At 51.8% G+C, this 21,239-nt stretch carries 22 protein-coding genes; 10 read left to right on the top strand and 12 right to left on the bottom strand.

All coding sequences use genetic code 11. From position 1 onward, the window contains the following. Positions 1 to 93 precede the first annotated feature (93 nt). The 5 genes from ABDW36_RS02540 to ABDW36_RS02560 are packed head-to-tail and all read left to right on the top strand — an operon-like array spanning position 94 to position 6,045. Positions 94 to 1,440 (top strand): sigma-54 dependent transcriptional regulator, encoded by a 1,347-nt coding sequence (locus ABDW36_RS02540; protein WP_343700310.1) that lies wholly within the window; start codon positions 94 to 96, stop codon positions 1,438 to 1,440. A 3-nt stretch (positions 1,441 to 1,443) separates the two neighbouring features. Next, positions 1,444 to 2,778 carry an ATP-binding protein gene (locus tag ABDW36_RS02545; protein ID WP_343700311.1) on the top strand — a complete coding sequence of 445 codons (1,335 nt, stop codon included), beginning with the start codon at positions 1,444 to 1,446 and terminating at the stop codon, positions 2,776 to 2,778. Positions 2,779 to 2,811: 33 nt separating this feature from the next. Next, entirely contained in the window at positions 2,812 to 3,483 is a 672-nt protein-coding gene (locus ABDW36_RS02550) for a lysoplasmalogenase (protein ID WP_343700312.1), read from the top strand. A 44-nt stretch (positions 3,484 to 3,527) separates the two neighbouring features. Next, complete coding sequence (gene nadB, locus ABDW36_RS02555; RefSeq protein WP_343700313.1) at positions 3,528 to 5,126, top strand: L-aspartate oxidase; 1,599 nt, start codon at positions 3,528 to 3,530, stop codon at positions 5,124 to 5,126. Positions 5,127 to 5,148: 22 nt separating this feature from the next. Next, complete coding sequence (locus tag ABDW36_RS02560) at positions 5,149 to 6,045, top strand: lysophospholipid acyltransferase family protein (protein ID WP_343700314.1); 897 nt, start codon at positions 5,149 to 5,151, stop codon at positions 6,043 to 6,045. A 57-nt stretch (positions 6,046 to 6,102) separates the two neighbouring features. Here ABDW36_RS02560 and ABDW36_RS02565 read toward each other — a convergent pair whose 3' ends face one another. The 7 genes from ABDW36_RS02565 to ABDW36_RS02595 all read right to left on the bottom strand — a co-directional run bounded on the left by ABDW36_RS02565 (position 6,103) and on the right by ABDW36_RS02595 (position 11,411). Continuing rightward, positions 6,103 to 6,477: a LysM peptidoglycan-binding domain-containing protein gene (locus ABDW36_RS02565; RefSeq protein WP_343700315.1), complete on the bottom strand. Its 375-nt coding sequence runs from the start codon at positions 6,475 to 6,477 to the stop codon at positions 6,103 to 6,105. Positions 6,478 to 6,522: 45 nt separating this feature from the next. Beyond that, positions 6,523 to 7,017 carry a BON domain-containing protein gene (locus tag ABDW36_RS02570; RefSeq protein ID WP_343700316.1) on the bottom strand — a complete coding sequence of 165 codons (495 nt, stop codon included), beginning with the start codon at positions 7,015 to 7,017 and terminating at the stop codon, positions 6,523 to 6,525. A 309-nt stretch (positions 7,018 to 7,326) separates the two neighbouring features. Then, complete coding sequence (locus tag ABDW36_RS02575) at positions 7,327 to 8,733, bottom strand: rhodanese-like domain-containing protein (RefSeq protein ID WP_343700317.1); 1,407 nt, start codon at positions 8,731 to 8,733, stop codon at positions 7,327 to 7,329. 301 nt (positions 8,734 to 9,034) lie between these two features. After that, complete coding sequence (locus ABDW36_RS02580) at positions 9,035 to 9,394, bottom strand: metalloregulator ArsR/SmtB family transcription factor (RefSeq protein WP_074241384.1); 360 nt, start codon at positions 9,392 to 9,394, stop codon at positions 9,035 to 9,037. Between the two features lie 304 nt (positions 9,395 to 9,698). Continuing rightward, the gene (tsaB, locus tag ABDW36_RS02585; RefSeq protein WP_343700318.1) at positions 9,699 to 10,376 is read right to left on the bottom strand and encodes a tRNA (adenosine(37)-N6)-threonylcarbamoyltransferase complex dimerization subunit type 1 TsaB; all 678 of its coding nucleotides are present in this window, start codon (positions 10,374 to 10,376) and stop codon (positions 9,699 to 9,701) included. Positions 10,377 to 10,388: 12 nt separating this feature from the next. Next, entirely contained in the window at positions 10,389 to 11,027 is a 639-nt protein-coding gene (locus ABDW36_RS02590) for a 3-hydroxyacyl-CoA dehydrogenase family protein (protein ID WP_343700319.1), read from the bottom strand. 3 nt (positions 11,028 to 11,030) lie between these two features. Beyond that, entirely contained in the window at positions 11,031 to 11,411 is a 381-nt protein-coding gene (locus ABDW36_RS02595) for a RidA family protein (RefSeq protein ID WP_343700320.1), read from the bottom strand. A 129-nt stretch (positions 11,412 to 11,540) separates the two neighbouring features. Here ABDW36_RS02595 and ABDW36_RS02600 point away from each other — a divergent pair, with 129 nt between their 5' ends. After that, complete coding sequence (locus tag ABDW36_RS02600; RefSeq protein ID WP_343700321.1) at positions 11,541 to 12,335, top strand: CPBP family intramembrane glutamic endopeptidase; 795 nt, start codon at positions 11,541 to 11,543, stop codon at positions 12,333 to 12,335. Here the strand turns inward: ABDW36_RS02600 and ABDW36_RS02605 are convergent. The 5 genes from ABDW36_RS02605 to ABDW36_RS02625 all read right to left on the bottom strand — a co-directional run bounded on the left by ABDW36_RS02605 (position 12,321) and on the right by ABDW36_RS02625 (position 17,283). Further along, positions 12,321 to 14,000: a L,D-transpeptidase family protein gene (locus ABDW36_RS02605; RefSeq protein ID WP_343700322.1), complete on the bottom strand. Its 1,680-nt coding sequence runs from the start codon at positions 13,998 to 14,000 to the stop codon at positions 12,321 to 12,323. The genes ABDW36_RS02600 and ABDW36_RS02605 overlap by 15 nt on opposite strands. Before the next feature lie 118 nt (positions 14,001 to 14,118). Then, complete coding sequence (locus ABDW36_RS02610) at positions 14,119 to 15,666, bottom strand: Rne/Rng family ribonuclease (RefSeq protein WP_343700323.1); 1,548 nt, start codon at positions 15,664 to 15,666, stop codon at positions 14,119 to 14,121. 305 nt (positions 15,667 to 15,971) lie between these two features. Then, positions 15,972 to 16,067: an AURKAIP1/COX24 domain-containing protein gene (locus tag ABDW36_RS02615; RefSeq protein ID WP_224118025.1), complete on the bottom strand. Its 96-nt coding sequence runs from the start codon at positions 16,065 to 16,067 to the stop codon at positions 15,972 to 15,974. Positions 16,068 to 16,119: 52 nt separating this feature from the next. Then, positions 16,120 to 16,971 (bottom strand): tetratricopeptide repeat protein, encoded by an 852-nt coding sequence (locus ABDW36_RS02620; protein WP_343700324.1) that lies wholly within the window; start codon positions 16,969 to 16,971, stop codon positions 16,120 to 16,122. Between the two features lie 24 nt (positions 16,972 to 16,995). After that, positions 16,996 to 17,283, bottom strand: a complete 288-nt coding sequence (locus tag ABDW36_RS02625) for an HU family DNA-binding protein (protein WP_029464490.1) — start codon at positions 17,281 to 17,283, stop codon at positions 16,996 to 16,998. Positions 17,284 to 17,507: 224 nt separating this feature from the next. Here ABDW36_RS02625 and mutY point away from each other — a divergent pair, with 224 nt between their 5' ends. From mutY to gldD, 4 genes are all read left to right on the top strand, one after another. Beyond that, positions 17,508 to 18,566 carry an A/G-specific adenine glycosylase gene (gene mutY / locus ABDW36_RS02630; protein WP_343700325.1) on the top strand — a complete coding sequence of 353 codons (1,059 nt, stop codon included), beginning with the start codon at positions 17,508 to 17,510 and terminating at the stop codon, positions 18,564 to 18,566. Between the two features lie 116 nt (positions 18,567 to 18,682). Further along, positions 18,683 to 19,162, top strand: coding sequence for a single-stranded DNA-binding protein (locus ABDW36_RS02635; protein WP_343700326.1), 480 nt, complete (start codon positions 18,683 to 18,685; stop codon positions 19,160 to 19,162). A 176-nt stretch (positions 19,163 to 19,338) separates the two neighbouring features. Beyond that, positions 19,339 to 20,643 (top strand): gliding motility-associated protein GldE, encoded by a 1,305-nt coding sequence (gene gldE, locus ABDW36_RS02640; protein ID WP_343700327.1) that lies wholly within the window; start codon positions 19,339 to 19,341, stop codon positions 20,641 to 20,643. Continuing rightward, positions 20,640 to 21,236, top strand: a complete 597-nt coding sequence (gene gldD, locus ABDW36_RS02645; protein ID WP_343700328.1) for a gliding motility lipoprotein GldD — start codon at positions 20,640 to 20,642, stop codon at positions 21,234 to 21,236. Before gldE ends, gldD begins: the two co-directional genes overlap by 4 nt. Positions 21,237 to 21,239 lie beyond the last annotated feature (3 nt).

The following is a 21,239-nucleotide window of genomic DNA, read 5'->3' on the forward strand; positions in this document are numbered from 1 at the left end:
TTTGGCCGTTTTTTCCCACCCCGGCAGTTAAAATGGCAGGGCAGAACGGAACAGGTTTTGCGTATTGGCTAACACAAGGAAATTAAAATACCGATGAGTACACAGCAAGGAAAAATCCTGATCGTTGATGATGATGTGGACGTATTAAGGGCGGCACGCCTGTTGTTGAAACGGCACTTTGCCCAGGTAGACTTTGAAAAGAACCCGCAAAAGATCCCTTACCTGGTCAGCAATTTTGACTATGACGTTATTCTGCTTGACATGAACTTCACCCGCGACCTCAGCAGCGGGAAGGAGGGCTTTGAGTGGCTTGACCGCATCCTGGACATTAACCCCAAAGCCACCGTGGTATTGTTTACCGCCTATGGCGATGTGGAAATGGCCGTGCGGGCTATCAAGGCCGGTGCGGTAGACTTTGTGCTGAAGCCCTGGGAAAACGACAAGCTGCTGGCCACCATGCAAACCGCCGTGCAAACCCACCAGGCCAAACAGGAGAAAAAAGCCGGCGGCGCCACCCTGCATACAGATAATGTGCTCATAGGAGACAGCCCTGCCATGCAGGAGGTGATGGAAACCGTATCTCGCGTGGCCGGAACGGACGCCAACATACTCATACTGGGAGAGAACGGTACCGGCAAAGACCTGCTGGCCCACCATATACACGCCCTCAGCCAGCGGAAAGACAAACCATTTGTGAGCGTAGACCTGGGCGCACTCAGCGAAACCCTCTTTGAAAGCGAACTGTTCGGCCATGTAAAAGGCGCATTTACCGATGCGCGTGACGACCGTGCCGGCCGCTTTGAAGAGGCCAACGGGGGCAGCATTTTCCTGGACGAGATCGGCAATATTTCCATCCCCTTCCAGGCCAAGCTCCTCACCGTACTGCAAAACCGCTCCGTTACCCGCGTGGGCTCCAACAAGGCCGTGCCGGTAGATGTGCGCCTCATTTGCGCCACCAACCGCAACATCCAGCAAATGGCGGCCCAGCAGCTCTTCCGTCAAGACCTGCTGTACCGCATCAACACCATAGAGATACAATTGCCGCCCCTGCGCAACCGCGTGGAAGACATTGTGCCCCTGGCAGAATACTTCCTGGGCATGTACCGCAAAAAATACAACCGCCCCGTGGCCTTCCTCCACGAAAGCCTCATTACCCAGCTGGAGAAATATGAGTGGCCCGGCAACATCCGCGAGCTGCAGCATGCCATTGAGCGCGCAGTAATACTCTGTCAGGGCAAAACGCTGATGCCCAAAGACGTGTTCGTAAAAACCAATAACGCCACAGAACAGATGGACACCGGCTTTAACCTGGAAGACATGGAACGGAACATGATAGCGCAGGCGCTTAAAAAATGCAACGGCAACATTACAGATGCGGCCAGGGAACTGGGCCTGAGCCGTGCTGCGCTCTACCGCCGCATGGAAAAATACAATCTCTAAGACATGAACCGCTTCAGCCTTAACATTCTACTGCGCATAGTGGTGCTGATTGCCACCATTATGGCCGGCTGCTGGCTGTGGTGGAACGGGTACCAGCTGGTAATACTGCTGATGGTGCCTTTCATAATAGTACAAGTGGTGGGCCTCTACTATTACCTGAACCGGGTGAACCGCAAGCTTACCCTGTTCCTGGAGGCCATCCGGTATGAAGACTTCTCAATCCGTTTCAGTGCAGACAACAAGCTGGGAAAGAGCTTCAGCGCGCTCAACCACCAGTTTAATGAAGTGCTGGAGGCCTTCCGCCAAACACGGGCGGAAAGGGAGGCCAACCTCAAATACATCGACACCATTATTCAGCATATCACCATTGGCGTATTATCTTTTGACGCAGACGGGAAAATTGAGCTGATCAACCCTGCTGCCTTCCGCCTGATGGGCATTTACAGGCTGCGCTACCTTGACGAGCTGAAGCATGCGCACCCTGACCTGGCGCAAACCCTGCTGCAGCTGCCTGCAGGCAGCAAATCGCTCTACGCCACGCAGAACGGGCAGCAGCTCTCCATACAGGCCACCACCGTGCGTTTACAGGGCAGGCTCATCAAGCTTATTTCCCTGCAGAACATCCATGCGGAGCTGCAGCAAAAAGAGCTGGAAGCCTGGCAAAACCTCACCAAAATACTGCGGCACGAGATCATGAACTCCGTGACGCCCATTGTGAGCCTGATAGGCACCATGCAGGATATTGTGGAGCATGACATGGCGCCCACCAGTGAACAGTCTGAAGCGGTGGGAGACCTGAAAGAAGCGCTGGAAACCATTGAGAGCCGCAGCAAGGGCATCATGAACTTTGTGAATGCCTACCGTGACTATACCACATTGCCCAAACCGCAATTCACCAACCTCAACCTCAAACAGCTGATCAATTCCGTCAGCAACCTGCTGCAGTCAGACATGCGGGCCGCCGGCATCACCTACACGGCCCACGTTTCTCCAGACAACATAGCCGTACATGCAGATGAAACACAGCTGGAGATGGTGCTGATCAACCTCATCAAAAATGCCATGGACGCGCTGGAGCACACCGAGCGGCCGCGCATACAGGTAAAAGGCTCCATGGGCAACGCACAGCAGATCATTATAGAAATTACAGACAACGGCCCCGGCATTGAGCCGGAAGCGCAGGAAAGAATATTCATCCCCTTTTTTACCACCAAGAAGAAAGGTTCCGGCATCGGGCTGAGCCTTTCCCAGCAGATCATCCAGATGCACGGCGGGCAGCTCAAGCTGGTGAGCACGCCCGAAAAGGGTACAACTTTTTACGTATTGCTTACCAGCTAAAATGGGAGTAAGTTGCTGAAACAATTCCGCGATATGCAACCAAAATACTGGGCAGTGCTGTACTTCCTGGTGCTGCTGGCAGATCTGGCTGTAATAGCTGCAGACGTTCCCTACGCCCGCTTTGCCACCAAACCCTTGCTTATGATAATGCTGGGCTTCTTTTGCTGGGCCCGCACGGGCGGCTTACACCTTCGTGCCAGGAACCTCATTTTTGCCGCCATTATTTTTTCCTGGGGCGGGGACGTATTGCTGCTTTTCCCTGAAAACTTTGTGCCCGGCCTCCTCAGCTTCCTCACGGCCCACTTGCTGTACACCGCCTTTTTCCTGCAGGCAAGGCCCCGGCCGCATATGGGCCTGCCGGAAATAGTTACCGCCGCCGGCGTGGCCGTATATGCCGTGCTGTTAGTCAGCTTCCTGGCGCCGCACCTGGGGGCGTTGAAGCCTGCGGTAATGGTATACGCCGTAGTGATCTCCCTCATGCTGCTCTCCGCCCTGCGGGCCTTTGGCTGGCAAAAGGGCGTAACGGGCCGGCTTTGCGTGGCCGGCGCCGGGTTGTTTGTACTGTCAGATTCCCTGCTGGCCATAGAAAAATTCCATACTGCCTTTGCCGGCAGCGGCATGCTGGTAATGCTCACCTACGGCCTCGCCCAGTGGATGATAGTGGAAGGCAGCGCCCGGCATATGAAAAGCGGGCGGCGCGTATAAAGAGGCGGGCGAAATAAGCCATAATTGACTAATTTTGATGTTCTATGCATCAAACAGATTTCCTGGTAGTAGGATCAGGGATTGCAGGGCTCACTTATGCATTAAAAGTGGCGGAGCAATGCCCGGATAAAAAGGTGACCATTATCACTAAAACACGCGAAGACGAAACAAATACCAAATATGCGCAGGGCGGCGTTGCCGTGGTGAATGACCTGGAAAACGACAGCTTTGAAAAGCATATTGAAGACACGCTCATTTCCGGAGACGGCCTCTGCAATGAAAAAATAGTGGAGATAGTGGTCAAGGAAGGGCCTGAAAGGGTCAGTGAACTTATTTCCTGGGGCGCCAACTTTGACAAGGCGCCGGATGGCGATTTTGCGCTGGGCAGGGAAGGCGGCCACTCCGAGTTCAGGGTGATACACCACAAAGACGTAACCGGCCGGGAAATTGAACGCGCCCTGCTGGAGGCCATCCGCCGGAAAAGCAATATAGAGCTGGTTACCCACTGCTTTGTAATAGACCTGATCACCCAGCACCACCTGGGCTACCTGGTTACCAAATCCACGCTGGACATTGAGTGTTATGGCATCTACGTGCTTAACCTCAAAACCAATAAAATTGAAAAGATACTCTCCCGCGTTACCCTGCTGGCCACCGGCGGCAACGGGCAGGTATACCGTACCACCACCAACCCGGTGATAGCCACGGGAGACGGGGTGGCCATGGTGTACCGCGCCAAGGGCCGCATCGAGAACATGGAGTTCATCCAGTTCCACCCCACCGCCCTGTACCAGCCGGGAGAAAGCCCTTCCTTCCTGATCACCGAAGCGGTGCGTGGAGACGGGGGCATTCTCCGCAACAAGAACGGGGAAGACTTCATGCACCGGTATGACGAACGCCTCTCCCTGGCCCCGCGTGATATTGTGGCCCGCGCCATAGACAGCGAAATGAAAATTACCGGTACGGAGCATGTGTACCTGGACTGCCGGCATATGGACCTCGAAAAGTTCATTCATCACTTCCCCAACATCTACGAAAAATGCCGCTCGCTGGGCATAGATGTTACAAAAGATATGATACCCGTAGCCCCGGCGGCGCACTACAGCTGCGGCGGCATTAAAACGGACGAATGGGGCCGCACTTCCATCCGCAACCTGTACGCGGCGGGAGAATGCGCCAGCACAGGCCTGCACGGCGCCAACCGCCTGGCCTCCAACTCCCTGCTGGAAGCCATGGTGTTTGCCCACCGCTGCTACCTGGATGCCGTGAAGGTGATAGAGAATACCAGCTTCAAAACCAGCATTCCTGACTGGGATACGCTGGGTACCACAGCCCCCAAGGAAATGATCCTTATTACGCAAAGCCTCAAGGAGCTGAAGCAGATCATGAGTGACTATGTGGGCATTGTACGCACCAATACAAGGCTGGAAAGGGCCATGCGCCGGCTTGACATCCTGCACCTGGAAACAGAGGCCCTTTACCGGGAAACCGCCGTTTCTCCCCAGCTGTGCGAGCTGCGCAACCTCATTACCGCCGGTTACCTGGTAGTAAAAGGCGCCACGTTCCGCAAGGAAAGCAGGGGCCTGCATTACAATACGGATTATCCATACAAATCAGAACTGGTTCAGAACATCATCCTGTAACGGTCAAAAGCGCGCGTGGTACATGTATTACATTATTCTGGCATTCTGTTACGGCATTTCCATACTCCCCCTGTGGCTGCTCTACCTCATCAGTGACGGGCTCTGCTTCCTGGTGTACAACGTGCTGGGCTACCGCCGCAAGGTGGTGCTGGACAACCTGCGGCAGGCCTTCCCCGGCAAGCCGGAGGCGGAGATCAGGCAACTGGCCAAAAAGTTCTACCGCAACCTGACGGATATGATGGTAGAAACCATCAAGCTGCTGACCATGAGCCGCCGCAGCCTGGTGAAGCGCTTTGACTGCGACCTGTCTGTGCTGCACCAGCTCTACGCACAGGGCAAAAGCTGCCAGCTGCACCTGGGCCACAACTTCAACTGGGAATGGGCCAACCTTTTCTGCATGCAGGGCGTACCCTACCCCTTCCTGGTGGTGTTTATGCCCATCACCAACAAGGCCGTGAACCGCATGTTCATTCACTTCCGCGAGAAGTTCGGCACCAAACTCATACCCGCCAACGATATGCGCAATGGTATGGCGCCATGGGTAGGAAAGCAGTACCTGCTGGCGTTGGTGGCAGACCAGAACCCCGGCAACCCGCGCCGCAGCTACTGGTTCCCTTTCCTGAACCGGATGACCGCCTTTTACAAGGGCCCCGAAATGAACGCCCGCCGCTTCAATATTCCCGTGGTATTTGCCCATATCAAAAAAGTAAAACGCGGGTATTACAAGGCAACGCTCACCCTGGCCTTTGAAGAGCCCCGCCGCGAGCCCGAAGGCAGGATCACTGAAGCGTTTGTACAATACCTCGAAAAACGTATCCTGGAGCAGCCTGAAACCTGGGTGTGGAGCCACCGGCGGTGGAAACATGAATATCATCCGCAGGAGGATGATCTGAGGCCGGGAGAGGAAGAAGTTTCATAAAAACACCAAGGGCGTACCAGATCGGTACGCCCTTGGTGCTTATACCAGCCGCGGGTTTCAAGCAGAAGGTATCTTCAGCTTCTGCCCGGGATGAATGATGTCTGGATTCTTGATCTGGTCTTTATTGGCTTCATAGATCTTCTGCCAGGTAAGGCCAGGATAGTTTTTAGCTATTTTGCTCAGGTTGTCTCCTGCTTTTACCTCATACTCCTGCTCAGCGCCTTCGGCCACTGAAATATTCAACACCAGGTCACCGGCGCGCATTTCAGGGTCCAGCTTTTCATATGTGCTCCAGAGCTGGTCTTTTACCGCGCTGGAGGGGGCCGTGCCGGTTACATACAGTACACCGTTCTGTTCCGCCACCTGCAAACCGGTAACACCGGCGCTATTAGCCTGGTTAACGAGTTCTGCGTATTTATCTTGTAATGCCATGATTTTACTTTTTTAAGGTTAATAGTGTGGAATGAAAAGCCGGGGCTATTGAAGGGTCAGTTTGTTCACCACCTTCTTCGGCTTTGATTCGTTAGCTGCCTGCATTACTTTTCTCAGGTCTGCTTTTTTGATAGTGCCGGTAAGGGTCACTTCGCCATTGGCTACGGTGGCGGTTACGCCTGAAATGCCTGCAGCCTTGAGGGAAGAGTCTACGCTGTTGCGCACCTGGTCATCAGGATTGATCACTACGGGTGCGGGCGGCGGCGGCGGAGGGGTTACCATTACATTGTTGGTTACGGACTTGATGCCTTTCACGCCTTTGGCCGCGTCTTCAGCTCCGGTTTTGGCAGCCTCATCCATCACTTCCCCGCTCAACGTGGCTACGCCGCCCTTTACTTCAGCAATGACCCCCGGTGCGGCGGTCGCCAGCTTGTCGTTCACCTCTTTCTGGAGTTTGGCATCGCTTGGTTTACAAGCATACAATAGAACACCCATCATCATAGCGAGACAGGCGAGTAAAAAGGATTGACGCTGTTTCATACGATTAAAATTTTATAGGAATTTAGCCAATTCCGGGGGAAATAGCAATAATTTTTTTGTTTAAATAATTGTTACGCAACCAGATACGGCACTTCAATAGTTTCAAAAAAACATATGTGTATAATGCACAAGATATATCTGTATTGAAGATATAGCGTTGGGGAACGCAGGCGGTGTTCAAGAGGAGAATTGTGTTTAAACACACTTTTTTAGAGGGACAGCTATAACGGGAAGGGGGGTACGATGTGAGAAAACAAAACCGCCGGAAGCATGCCTCCGGCGGTCCCCGATAGTTCTATTTCTGCAATGTTAATTCAGCACATTCTTTTCTTTCACCACTTCAATTCCTTCCTGGTCTTTCATTTTGTTGAACCCGCCATTAATATTCCGGAGGTTGTGAATGCCTTCCTGCTTCATGACAGAGCAGGCAATTACGCTGCGGTAACCGCCCTGGCAATGCACGTACAGGTTATGATGATCATCAAAGTCAGACAGCACGCCGGCGCGGTCCGTAAGGTCTCCCAGGCTCAGGTTGATGGCGTTTTTCACATGCCCGTCTGCATATTCCGCCGGTTTGCGCACGTCCACTATCACCAGGTTTTCATCATGCGGGATGTCCATGGCCAGCTCGTCAGGGTCTACGGAAATGATCATGTCTATTTTTTCACCGGCCTTTTTCCAGCCTTCAAAACCACCCTGCAGGTACCCTTCCACTTTATCAAACCCTACGCGGGCCAGCCTCACAATAGTTTCCTCCTCCTGCCCTTCCGCAGTTACCAGCACCAGCGGCCTGTCAAAATTAAGCAGGCTGCCGGCCCATTCTGCAAAACGGCCTTCCAGGCCAATGCTCATGGAACCGGGCACAAAACCTTCCGTGAAGGTGTTGGCGTTGCGGGTGTCCAGTATCATGGCGCCTTCTTTTACTTTTTCCTTGAACCCGGCTATAGACAAGGGCTTCAGGCTTCTGGCCATAACGGTTTGCATGGCGTCGTAACCTTCCTTGTTGATCTGCGCGTTAATGGGAAAATATTGCGGGGGCGCGCTGAGGCCTTCGGTTACCTGGCTGATGAACTCTTCTTTATTTTCCGCCTGCAGCGCATAGTTGGTGCTTTTTTCCTCACCAATGGTGCTGAAAGTGTTAGGCCCAAGATTTTTGCCGCAGGCAGAACCGGGGCCGTGGGCAGGGTATACGATCACATTGTCAGGCAGTGTTTTTATTTTTTCCTGCAAAGAGTCGAACAGGAGGCCTGCCAGCTCTTCTTTGCCGAGGTTGCCGCTGAAAAGGTCAGGGCGGCCCACATCTCCTACAAACAGCGTGTCTCCCGTGAAAATGGCATGCTGCCGTTTGTTTTCATCAAACAGGAGGTAACAGGTGGATTCCAGCGTATGGCCCGGCGTATGCAATGCACGCAGGGTCAGCTTACCGATCTGGAAGTCTTCCCCGTCTTTTGCAATATGCACAGGGAAAGCGGTGCTGGTTTCAGGCCCGTACACAATAGGCGCTTTTGTAGCCGCGGCAAGGTCCAGGTGGCCGGAAACAAAGTCTGCATGAAAATGGGTCTCGAAAATGTATTTAATGGTGGCATTCCGTTCCCTGGCAAGCTCCAGGTAGGGTTCAATATCGCGCAGAGGGTCTATTACTGCGGCCACACCTTCAGATTCTATGAAATATGCGGCTTCCGATAAGCATCCCGTATACAACTGCTTAATGAACATATGGTTTTTGATTTCAGACAAAAATACGAAGAAGTTGAGAAGTGACCGCTAGCGGTTGTCAGGAGGGGGTAAAAACGGCCGTTGTTACCAACCCGCCCTGGTTTCACCCTGCCTTGACCCTGTTTTGACCCTGCTTACAACTCTGTAAACAGGGTCAAGGCAGGGTGAGAACAGGGTGTAAACAGGGTCAAAACCCGGTCAAGGGGCAAAAAAAACCGCCTTCAATTGAAGGCGGTTGTCAGTATGGTGCAGGCACATGCAGTGCCTCGGATTTGAAAAAGATTTGGAGATAAATTACCCTTTATCCCACCAGCTCTTCGACGAATTTTGCTACTTCTGCAATACGCTGCTTGTTGATGGTATAATGGATGAATTTACCGTCCCGCTCGGTGATTACGATGCCGGCCCTTCTGAGGATGGCCAGGTGCTGGGATGCTACTGATTGTTCCAGACGCAATTTGACATAAATTTCCGTTACGGTCATGCGCTTATGGTCTTCCAGCAGCTTGATCATCTGCTGGCGCAACTTGTGGTTGATAGCTCTCAACACCATCGCTGCCTTCTTAACGGCAATGTAATCCAATTTGATCTGATCTTTTTCATTGTTACCTCTAGAAATAATAAGAGTATTAGAAGAGGTGGTTAATAATTGTTTTTCCATCGCAAAATAGTTTTAAAAATAAACGAAATGACAGGGATCAACGGACAGTAAAACGCGATTATTAGACAACAATCACGGATATTGATTACACAAAATTATAATATCTGTCACAATAAAAAAAATTTCTATACCTTCTTTTTTAATATATAAACCGGAATATCCCGCATTTTCCCGTAATTTGACAATTTCATGACACTCCGGCAGGCTTTTTACTGTCTTGATCAGCCGTCTCAGATTATAACGCGTTTTGATGCGTAATATGATGCAGGGAAATGCTAAAAATCTGCTAAAAAAATAAAGGATGTTAGGGCTTTCCGGGGTGGAAAAAGGCTTTGAGGTAATAAGGCGAGAAGTAGGCAACATCCTTGAAATCCTTATCAGCAAAGGCTTTTTCGGCAAGTGGGATCATGTGTTCGGCAGAGATCTGGTATGATGGAAATTCTGAATTGGTATGCTCTCCTAACAATCCCTGCCATTTCGGGGCCCCGTCACCAAAGAAGAGGGTGTTTTTTTCCGCCATCAGGCCGGCAAACAAACCGGGTTGCAGTACCATAGCCTGTGGCTCAACTATGGCCTCCAGCCTGGTGTTATACGCGGCGGTAAACACCTCCATTCGCCGGGCGTCTATCATGGGCACATAATACACCTCTTCTGCCGGGCGCAACTGCTGCATGCCGGCAGCCATCATCTGCAGGGTTGAAACGGCCAGCAGGGGCTTTTGCCAGGTGTAACAAAGGCCTTTGGCGGTGGCCACGCCTACCCGCAGGCCTGTGTAAGAGCCAGGGCCGGCGCTCACCGCCACGGCATCCAGCTGCTCGTGATGCAAGCCATGATTACGCAATAATTGCTGAATAAAAAGAGTGATGGTGGCGGCATGGTCACGCTGCTCATTATTCTGCAATGTTTCCAGCGCTTTGCCGTTTTGTGAAAGAGATACGGAGCCAATAGCGGTAGCTGTGTCTATATGTAATATCAGTGCCAATGTATGCGGTTTTTATAATTGCGCTTCATACTCCTGCTGCAGCAGCGGGCTGATGCCATAACGCTCGTTGCCGTTTTCCCTGGCTACGGCCTGCAGCACTTCGTATACGTTGCGGAGACCTATCTTTTCACTCCATTCAAAAGGGCCGTAAGGGTAGTTGGTGCCCAGCTTCATGGAGGTATCAATATCTTCACGGGATGCGGTGCCCTCTTCCGCGGTAAAGTATGCTTCGTTGATGATCATGCACACCACCCGTGGTGTTACCATGCCGGTGGCAGGTTGTATTACATCGTACTCCCAGCCCAGCTCCTGCATGATGTTTTCCAGCTGCTTGCCGGGGGCGGCGTGGGCTATTTCCAGCCGCGGCATGCTGATAAAGCCGGGCAACAGGTTGCAGCCGTAAATGTGGGGATAATGGGCCCAGGCGGCGGGCGCGGTTTTGACCAGGCAGGCCAGCACGGGCACTTCCGGTTTCATGGCATACAGCATCAGGTTCTCCGGCTGCTCGTCCAGGCTGAGATCTATGACCAGGTCTGCCGGCGAACGTTGGGGCTGCAGCTCCTGTTCCCAGTGTACTGCATGCCCGTCAAAACTGCGGCTATTGCGCAGTTCTTCCCAGCGTTGCGGATGGCCCGTTACCAGTATTTCCATAAGTTATTTGATGGCGATCATAGATATCTCCACATTCACGCCGCGCGGCAAACCGGCCACCTGCACGGTTTCGCGGGCTGGGAAATACCCGGAAAAATACTTGCCGTACACCTCGTTGATCTGCGAGAAATCATTCATGTCCGTTATGAAAATGGTGCTTTTCACCACGTCGGAAAAATCCATGCCCGCCTCCGTCAGAATGTTGCGGAGGTTTTGCATAACGCGGTGCGTTTCCACAATTACGTCATCCTGCTCCAGCTTGCCTGTTTCAGCGTTCAGGGCTATTTGCCCTGAAATGAACAGCATGCTGCCGGCCTTTACGGCCTGGTTGTACGGGCCTATGGGTTCAGGCGCATTGGTGGTATTAATGATCTGTTTTTCCATATGTGGCAAAAATAAGGTTTTAACAGCGCTCCGTCAATCCAGGATAATATTGCGCCGCATATACAAAATGCTTATATTTAGTAGTCAGTTCAACCAAAGCTCCATATCGCAAACATCATCTTCACGATTATGTATGTCAAAACCCTGAATGGTCTTTCTCTCAATGGCGCCTGGAAAATGCAGCTCATGCTGTATGGCTGCTGGATCCTTGGCTTTGCCCTTGCCTGGCTGCTGGCCGGCAATGACCTGTTACAACATCCTTCCCTGCTCCTGAGCGTTTTCCTGGCATCAGGCGTAGTCATGATCGTGTACGTGCTGGTGCGGCTGAAGGACAATTTCAGGCTGGTGCCCAAAATCAACATTTCCCTGGAAACCTTTCTGCTGGCGTTTTCCATGGCGCTGGCGCTGGTAGTGGTCAAAGACGCGCTGGCCTATCTCCTGCCCCTGCCTGCCTGGCCGGAACTGTCTTTCACATCCATCCACACCGGCTCCTTCTACGCAATCATTGTGTCTGTAATGCTGAGCGCGTTTATGGAGGAGCTGCTTTTCCGCGGCATCGTGATGGAAGCGCTCATGCAGAAATACCCGGGCGGAGTGGCCCTGCTGCAAAGCTCGCTGCTGTTCATGCTGGCCCACCCTGACCCTGCACAGATGCCCGGCGCGCTGCTGCTGGGCCTGCTGGCCGGTTTCTTTTACCTCCGCCTCCGCGACCTTTGCAGCTGCTTTCTCATACACCTGATACATAATACCGCCACGGCCGTTATTGCACTGAGCGGCGGCTCTCTGCAGTTTGCCATTACAGACCCTTACACCTACTCCGGCCTGGTGCTGGGCTGCACGCTGGCGCTGGCCGCGGGTTATTTCATGCTCCGCAGCATTACACCCGGCAGCGCCGTTAAACGCCCGGTGTTATTTGCCAAATAACAGTTTGGAAAGCTTGGCATCGTGCCCGTACACATCATCCCGGAAGTTGAGCTTGCCTTCGCTGTTCACCCAGGCGGTAAAGTAGCCGATGAACACAGGCAGCTTGTTTTTCAGCGTTACATATTTTTCTTTCCCCGCGTTCATGGCGGCGTCTATTTTGGCCTCCGTCCAGGCAGAGTCTTTCCGGAGCACCCACTGCGCCAGGCGTTTGGGCTCAGACACCCGGATACAGCCGTGGCTGAAAGAGCGGCGGGTTTCATTGAAGAGGCCTTTGGAAGGCGTATCGTGCAGGTAAATATTGTACTCGTTCGGGAACAGGAATTTCACGCGGCCCAGGGAGTTGGAACCGCCGGGCTTCTGGCGCACGATGTACGGGAAGTTGCGGCCTGTGTACTTGCTCCAGTTAATGGAACCGGGAGAGATGGCCTTTCCGCTGGCCCCTACCACTTCCATATTATGCCGCGCCAGGTATGAAGCGCCGCTGCGTTTGATGCCGGGTATCACTTCATTGCCAAGGATGCCGGGCGGTACGTTCCAGTAAGGGCTGAACACCACATATTTCATATCCCTGCTGAAAATAACCGTGCTGGCGCCGGGGGTGCCTACCACCACGTTGCAGCTCCAGGCCAGCTTGCCTTCTTCATAGGCATGCATCCTGAATTCCGGGATGTTTACCAGTATATAGTCTGTAGATACCTCCACCGGCACCCAGCGCAGGCGTTCCATGTTCAGCAGCAGCTGGTGCATGTAGTGCTGAAGCGGGCGGTTAAGGGCGGCCAGCGTCTGGGGGCGTATCACCCCGTCTGGCTTGTGGCCCATGCGGGCCTGGTAGCTTCGCAGCGCGGAGTCAAGCGCGGGGGTGTATTGCGTGGAAGAATCCTTGTCAGGCATGTCTCCCAGCAGTTGCAGGCGCTTTTTTACACCGGCTATCACGGCAGAGGAATCTCCTTTCTGGTAGGTTTTCTTCTTATCTTCCATACGCAGGGAATCCCAGGCGGGATGCTCTTTGACGGTCACAGCCATTTTCTGCAGCTCATCACGCAGCAGCTTGTACTGGCGGTTTACGGGCTCATCTTCCGAGATGCCTTTTTTAGGATTGGCAATAACAGCGTTGAGCACGCTTTCCACATCTATTTTTTTACGGGGAATGAACCACTCCAGGTCTTTTGCCGAATCGCTGGTCATACCGCCCCATACCTTGTTAGCATATACGAAAAACTGCCCGGTAAGCGTCAGCTCTGTGATGGGCACAATGGTATCGTTGCGGTTGAGGCTGTCTCCCTGCGTGGCCAGGGAATCATACAGGGCCTGTGCCCTGCTTTTGTCAAGCGAGCCTTCTTTGGTGATACCGCTTTCCTCATCACTGCGCATCATGTTCAGGAACCCGCCTGCCTGCTCCGTTACGCCATGCTCATCTATCCAGGCATAGTGGTAGCCGCGCTTTTGATAAAATTCGCGGATCAGCTCCCCATACGGCGCAAATTCCGCATGTCCGGCCAGGAAGGCGCCTACCTGGTTGCTGTCAAGCGTTTGGGCAATATATTCCTGTTTGGCGTAGTGGGTGGTATCGCGGTTAACAGCGTCAGATACGGGCTTTTTCCCGCCCTGCCGGCAGGCGGCCAGCAATACAACAAGCAATAGCGTCTGGTAGGTTCTTTTGATCATAACAGAGGTATAACAATTTTATGATGAGTATGTTGCAACAAAAGTACGCAACAATTGTGCAGGAATGAAAAAGGGAACAGCGGCCGCTGTTCCCTTCAAATATCGGTGGTGTGGTTTTTTAGAGTTTAATTTCTTCATCGTTGGCATCAAAAAAGCGGTATTCTGTGAGGTGGTAGTTGGAGTCTCCCTTGAGTTTGATCCACTTTTTGTAGGTGAAGTACCACTTCCACTGCCTTGACCGGAGCCAGCCTTTGGTGAGGTACGCGTAGAGAATGGGGTGTACGCGGATGGTGAGGCCTTTGTGCTGGTGGTTGAGCAGGTACTGGAGATTTTTTTCAATGTCTTCCACAATGAGCATGGAAGCGCCGATTTTGCCGGTGCCCTTGCAGGCGGGACAATCTTCAGCCACGGAAATGGTGATCTCCGGTTTCACACGCTGCCGCGTGATCTGCATCAGGCCAAACTTGGAGATGGGCAGTATGGTATGTTTGGCCCGGTCCTGCACCATGAATTTCTCCATGGCTTCGTACACGGTTTTTTTGTTCTCAGGCAGCTTCATATCAATAAAATCGATGATGATGATGCCCCCCAGGTCGCGCAGACGCAGCTGGCGCGCTATTTCTGCCGCCGCTTCGAGGTTGGAGGCCAGGGCGTTCTGCTCCTGGTTGTTGCTGGAGCTTTTGTAGCCGCTGTTCACGTCTATAACGTGCAGGGCTTCCGTAGCTTCAATAATGAGATACACCCCGCTGTCAAGGTTCACGGTTTTACCGAAAGAAGCCTTTACCTGGCGGGTAACGCCAAAGTGATCGAAAATGGGAGCGCCGTTGTGGTAGTAGGTCACAATGTCCTGCTTTTCCGGCGCTATTTTCTGGATATACGTTTTGGTGTCCGTATAAATATTTTTATCGTTGATCACGATGCGGTTGAAGCTCTCGTTGAGCAGGTCCCTCAGTATGCTGGTGGTTTTGGTCTGTTCACTCAGTATCTTCTGGGGGGCCTGGCCGCTGCGCAGGTTCTCCTGGATGGTTTTCCAGGTGTTCACGAGGGTGGTGAGGTCTTCATGCAGCTCCGCCGTTTTTTTCCCTTCCGCCGCTGTTCTCACAATTACGCCGAAGTTGTGAGGTTTGATGGCCTCCACTATCTTTTGCAGCCTTTTTCTTTCCTCTGAAGAATGGATCTTTTTGGAAACGGCTACAATGTTGTTGAACGGGGTGATCACAATGAAGCGGCCCGGGAGGGATATTTCGCAGCTCAGGCGGGGGCCTTTGGAGGAAATAGGTTCCTTCAGGATCTGCACCAGTATATTGGGCTTGCCGCCCAGCACTTCTGTGATCTTGCCGGTTTTAATGATCTCCGGTTCGTTCTTGAACTTGGCGAAATCGAACGTTTCCGATTTATCGCTGATAGCCTGTTGGGTAAATTTAAGAATGGAGCGGATGTAGGGGCTGAGGTCTGTATAGTGCAGAAAGGCGTCTTTCTCGAAGCCTACGTCCACAAAGGCGGCGTTAAGGCCGGGGATGAGTTTCTTCACTTTGCCCAAATAAAGGTCTCCCACTGCAAAGTTAGGGTTACCGCTTTCGTGGTGCAGCTCGACTAACTTCTTATCTTCCAGCAATGCAATTTCAACACCGGAGGGTGCGGCATTTATAATCAATTCCTTATTCAAGCGTCAAAATTTTATCCATAAATACTTCACTTTTATGCCGTCCTTTTTCTACAGGCAAAAGTACAGCATGCCCAAATGATACCGGTCTGGGAACCGGCGTTTCACACGAGAGAGGATTGCAAAGGGTTTAGTGATATATACAGGGTGAAGTCCGGATTCTTTAGGCCGATCTACGAAACAACCTGCATGACCTTAGCAATTTAACAATTAAAGCTAAAATCATGCAGGATTGCTATAAAAAATTTATCGAGTCCGCCTCCGGCTACTTATACCTGTGCAGTATAAATGGCGGGGAAACAGGAGGATTATTTCTTGCCTTTCTTATGACGGTTCTTTCTCAGTCTTTTTTTCCGTTTGTGGGTTGCGATCTTATGTCTTTTTCTTTTCTTTCCGCAAGGCATACGCTTGTATTTTTTTTAATGTTTATAATTTTATTTGACAGCAGGCCGGAGCTTACTGAATGCTTTTAATATATCCGTCTATTTCGGCGGCCAGTGACGGATCCTTGATCAGTTTCCGGCACTGCCTGAGCAGCTCAACTGCTTTGGCGTTGTTGCCCTTGCTCTGGTGGGCCACTGCCAGCAGGAACAGCGCTTTGGGCTCTTCCGGGTGGCGTTCCAACACACTTTCCATACGCTCAATGGCCTTGTCATACTGGCCGGAGGTGATGCTGAAATTGGCCAGCGTGAGCTGTGCGTCCAGGAAGTCAGGGTTCCTTTCGGCCACTTCCCGCAGGATGCCGATACCTTTCATAGGCTCACCGGTATTGCTGACCAGCAAGGCCCCTTTCTTTATCTTCAGCGTGTCATTGTTTGGTTCAAGCGCGATAGCCTTATCCAGCAATTCCAGGGCCGTGTTGGCCTGCCACACCCTAACGCCCGCGTCTTGCGTATGCGAGAGATGCTCTAAAAATAAATTGGCTGCAAAGGTGAGGCTTTTTCCGGAATTTTCCAACTTGGCGGATTCAGCGGCGTAATGGGCGGCTATGGGAAGTTCGTTCAGCCCGTCCCAGATGGTATATAACTGCTGATAGGCAGCAATCTGCTGGCTTTTTACATCACCGCGTACAACGGTATTTTCAAGACTGGTGATCTCCACCAGCTTGTCTGCAGGAACTTTCTCCTTCGCTTTCTTCAAAAGGTCAGAAAAATTGGCCGCTACAGCGCCCTGGCCCTGGGGCATAGCCCCTCCCGGCGCAGCGGCATGCTCATGCCCATGCACCTTTGGCGTAATGCGGCCAAATGCGAACAGTGCCGTTGCTACAACGACAGCCAGGCCAATAACGAGTAGTTGATTTCTTTGCACCCTAAATTATATTAGGATGCAAATCTAAGAACTTTTAAGCTTCTTTACTTCTGCAACGAACTCTTTAGATGGCTTAAACGCAGGAATGTAGTGCTCTGGGATTTCCACAGCAACATTCTTCTTGATGTTACGGCCTATTTTGGCAGCACGTTTCTTGGTGATAAAACTGCCAAACCCGCGGATGTAGATATGTTCGCCATTTGCTAACGCCTCCTTAACTTCCTTGAACATGGCTTCGAGTGTTACTAACACATCTACTTTGGGGATGCCGGTTTTTTCAGCAATGTTGTTAATCAAATCAGCTTTTCTCATAATGAAGCGGAGGATTACTTGTTTTCAAAGTTATTAAAAAAAATTTAATTGCTGAATTTTCAAGCAAATAAAATTTAATATTTTTTGTTATAGATAGCGCATTCTAAAAATACGTTTATTTGTGCTCCCGTCAAAGCCTAAATTGCTGCAATTCAGCGTGAATCAAGACTTCCGGGACACGAATATATAGAAAAACATCGACATATATAAATTATTTTAGGCAAATGACCGATACTAGGAATTTTTTTACTGACTGTATTATGACCTGGAACCGGGTCAAAAACAGCCGGACCATGCCCTGGAAGGGAGAAAAAGACCCCTATCGCATCTGGCTGTCTGAAATAATCTTACAGCAAACACGCGTAGAGCAGGGCTGGCCCTATTACGAACGTTTTATAGCCGCCTACCCCACGGTGAGCCACCTGGCCGCCGCCGCAGACGAAGAAGTGTTCCGCCTATGGCAGGGCCTCGGCTACTACGCCCGCTGCAAAAACATGCTGGCGGCAGCCCGCACCATTGCGGGCGCGCATAAAGGCCGGTTCCCGCAAACATATGAGGGTATTGCCGCACTCAAAGGTGTGGGCGCCTATACCGCCGCCGCTATCGCTTCTTTTGCCTTCAACCTGCCGCATGCGGTGCTGGACGGCAACGTATACCGCGTGCTGGCCAGGTATTTCGGCATAGATACGCCCACAGATACCACCGCCGGCAAAAAACTGTTCACGCAGCTGGCCGGCGAAGTGCTGCACCTCCAGCAGCCGGGCACGTACAACCAGGCCATTATGGACTTTGGCGCAGTAGTATGCAAGCCCCAGCAGCCCCTCTGCCAGAGCTGCCCGCTGGCCGCCCGTTGTGAGGCGTTCCTCAAAGGGCTCACAGACCTGGTACCGGTGAAATCCAAAAAGCTGGTGATCCGGAAACGTTATTTCAACTACCTGCTGTTGCGCAGGAACGGCCAGCTCTTTATCCGCAAACGCACGGAAAAAGACATCTGGGAAAACCTGCACGAGTTTGTGCTGATTGAAACGCCCGCCCCCGCTGCGGATGAAACGGTACTGCAATCTCCTCTCTTTCAACGCCTCATGGGCCGGCATGCGTATAAAATTGCCGCGCCGGCTGTGGAAATAAAGCAGCAGCTTACACACCAGACCATCCACGCCCGCTTTCTCCAGCTATCTGTTCCGGCGGGGTTCAAAACGCCGGAAGGCTACCTGCAGGTAACGGAAGCGCAACTGAAGAATTACGCCTTCCCCAAGATCATCGTGGATTACCTGCAACGTTGACGCCACGCGGAACATGGCTAAAAATTTGATGTGTTGATTGGAAAAAAACATTAACTTTAGTAAGGTTGACCGTGAGCAGAACTATATTATAATAGGACAGATTAAAACCTACAATTATGAGAGGTGTTAATAAAGTAATCCTGATTGGCAATCTTGGCAGAGACCCCGATGTTCAATTCCTGGAAGGCAATATTGCAGTGGCCAAATTCTCCCTGGCTACTACCGAAACTTTTAAAGACCGCGCCGGCAAGCTTATTTCCCAAACAGAATGGCATACCGTAGTCCTCTGGAGAGGGTTGGCTGAGCTGGCTCAAAAATACCTCCACAAAGGCAGCCTGGTATATATAGAAGGGCGCCTGCGTACCCGTAGCTGGGAAGACAAGGAAGGCAATAAAAAATTTGCTACTGAGGTGGTAGGAGATAACCTGGTAATGCTGGACAAACGGATGGACGTGAACAACGGGGACCACCCCGTACCTCACCATCACCATGCCTCCGGTACTTCCGGCGGGCACGCCGGCCAAAGCCATGGCGAAGGCTACCCCGGTATGGAAATACCGCCCATGAGCGAGCCGGCGGACGATCTTCCCTTTTAGCAACCGTTGAAGGTCACAGGTTTTACAAGAATATCCGCCCGTAACGGTACATTCTTTATATTTGCATGCGGGAAAGCGATTCAATCAGCGAACTGAATTTCTTTCCCATTATTTTTGACCAAAGCTTAAATATCTTGGTTCACCTATCGGCTGGTATTTTACCGTTCAAGAGTGTTTTGTTGCAAGAGCTGGCGTCTCCGTCGCCGAATATTGTGGTGTTTCTGCTCGTTATCTTCTTCCTCCTGCTGCTGACCTTCATTGTTTCCGGGGCGGAAGTGGCTTTTTTTTCCCTGAACTACAAAGACCTCAACGTGCTGAAAACCCGGCAGAACAATGCGGGTAAAATGATCACGCGGCTGCTGGAAAACCCCAAATCCCTGCTGGCATCCCTGCAGATCGCCAACATCCTGTTCAATATCGCCTTCATTTTCATCACCAATTACCTCATATACCAGGTGGAAAGCCTCCAGCACCTGGCGCTGGTTTCCTTTGTGGTGCGCATTGCCATCATCACCTTTGTACTGCTGTTCTTCGGACAGATACTCCCCAGGGTATGGGCTACACAGAACAACCTGCGCTTTGCCACCTACTTTGCCTGGTTTGTGCACATTATTCACGCTACCCTGGAACCTGTGAGCAACTTTTTTGTGAACCTGAGCGAAAGCGTGGAGGCCCGTCTTTTTCACCGCAACACCCGGCCCATCAATTACCAGGAAATAGATGAGGTGATTGAAATGAGCGTGGAGCCCGGCGCTTCCCAGGAAGAGAAGAACATTGTACGCGGCATCCTCAAATTCGGCAATATTGCCGTGAAACAGATCATGCGCACCCGGCTTGACGTGAACGGCCTGGAGTATGATGCCCCCTTCAGCGAAGTAGTAAAACAGGTAGCGGAGCTGCATTACTCCCGCCTGCCCGTGTATAAAAACAACCTGGATACTATTGTAGGCGTGGTGCACACCAAAGACCTGCTGCAGCACCTGGGCAAGGGCGATGCCTTTGACTGGCACGAAGTACTGCGCCAGCCCTTTTTTGTGCACGAGCACAAGCTGATAGAAGACCTGCTTAACGAGTTCCAGACGCGGCACATGCACTTTGCCGTGGTGGTAGACGAGTTTGGCGGCACCTCCGGTATTGTTACCCTGGAAGATATCATGGAAGAGGTGATAGGCGATATCAAAGACGAGTTTGACGAAGAAGAGTTCAACTACAACAAGGTAAATGACCATACCTACGTATTTGAAGGCAAAACCATGCTGAACGATGTTTGCCGCATCCTCAACATTGCCCCGGATACCTTTGAGGCCGTTAAGGGCGAAAGCGATTCCATTGGCGGGCTGATACTGGAGCTCTCCGGTAAATTCCCGGAAGAGAACAGCGTTATCACCTACGGGAACTTTGATTTTACCATACTGGAGGTCACCAAAATGCGCATCCAGAAGGTGCAGGTGACCATTAAATCTGGCGTAGAAACGGAATGAGAGCAGTAATTTTTTTAGTAGCGGCGCTGCCCCTGCTACTGGCAGCCTGCGCACAGCAGGGTTCCACCCCCAAGCCCAGGGGCTATTTCAGGATAGACCTGCCGGAAAAGAAGTACCAGACCTTCAATGAACCGGGCTACCCCTACACTTTTGAGTACCCTGTTTACGCCGGCATCGTGAAAGACACGCTTTTTTTTGACGAAAAAGCCGAAAATCCCTGGTGGATCAACATTGACTTCCCCTCCTTCAACGGAAAAATTTACCTGAGCTACAAGGAAATAGGCGCCCGCAACAGCCTTGACAAACTTATAAACGACGCCTTCAAGCTCACCTATAAGCACACCTACAAGGCAGAATCCATAGAGGAACAGGATATTCACACCCATCACCGGGTACACGGGCTGTTTTACGAGGTGGGCGGCAATGCAGCCTCGGCCAAGCAGTTTTACGCCACAGATTCAGGACGCCATTTTTTGCGCGGAGCTTTGTATTTTTACGCACCGCCCAATGCAGACTCCCTGGCGCCGCTGCACCGCTTCCTGGAGGAAGACATGTGGCACCTGGTCAAAACCCTGCAATGGAAGGCTAATTGAGAG

It is taken from the genome of Chitinophaga sp., assembly GCF_039596455.1.
Classification (GTDB): domain Bacteria; phylum Bacteroidota; class Bacteroidia; order Chitinophagales; family Chitinophagaceae; genus Chitinophaga.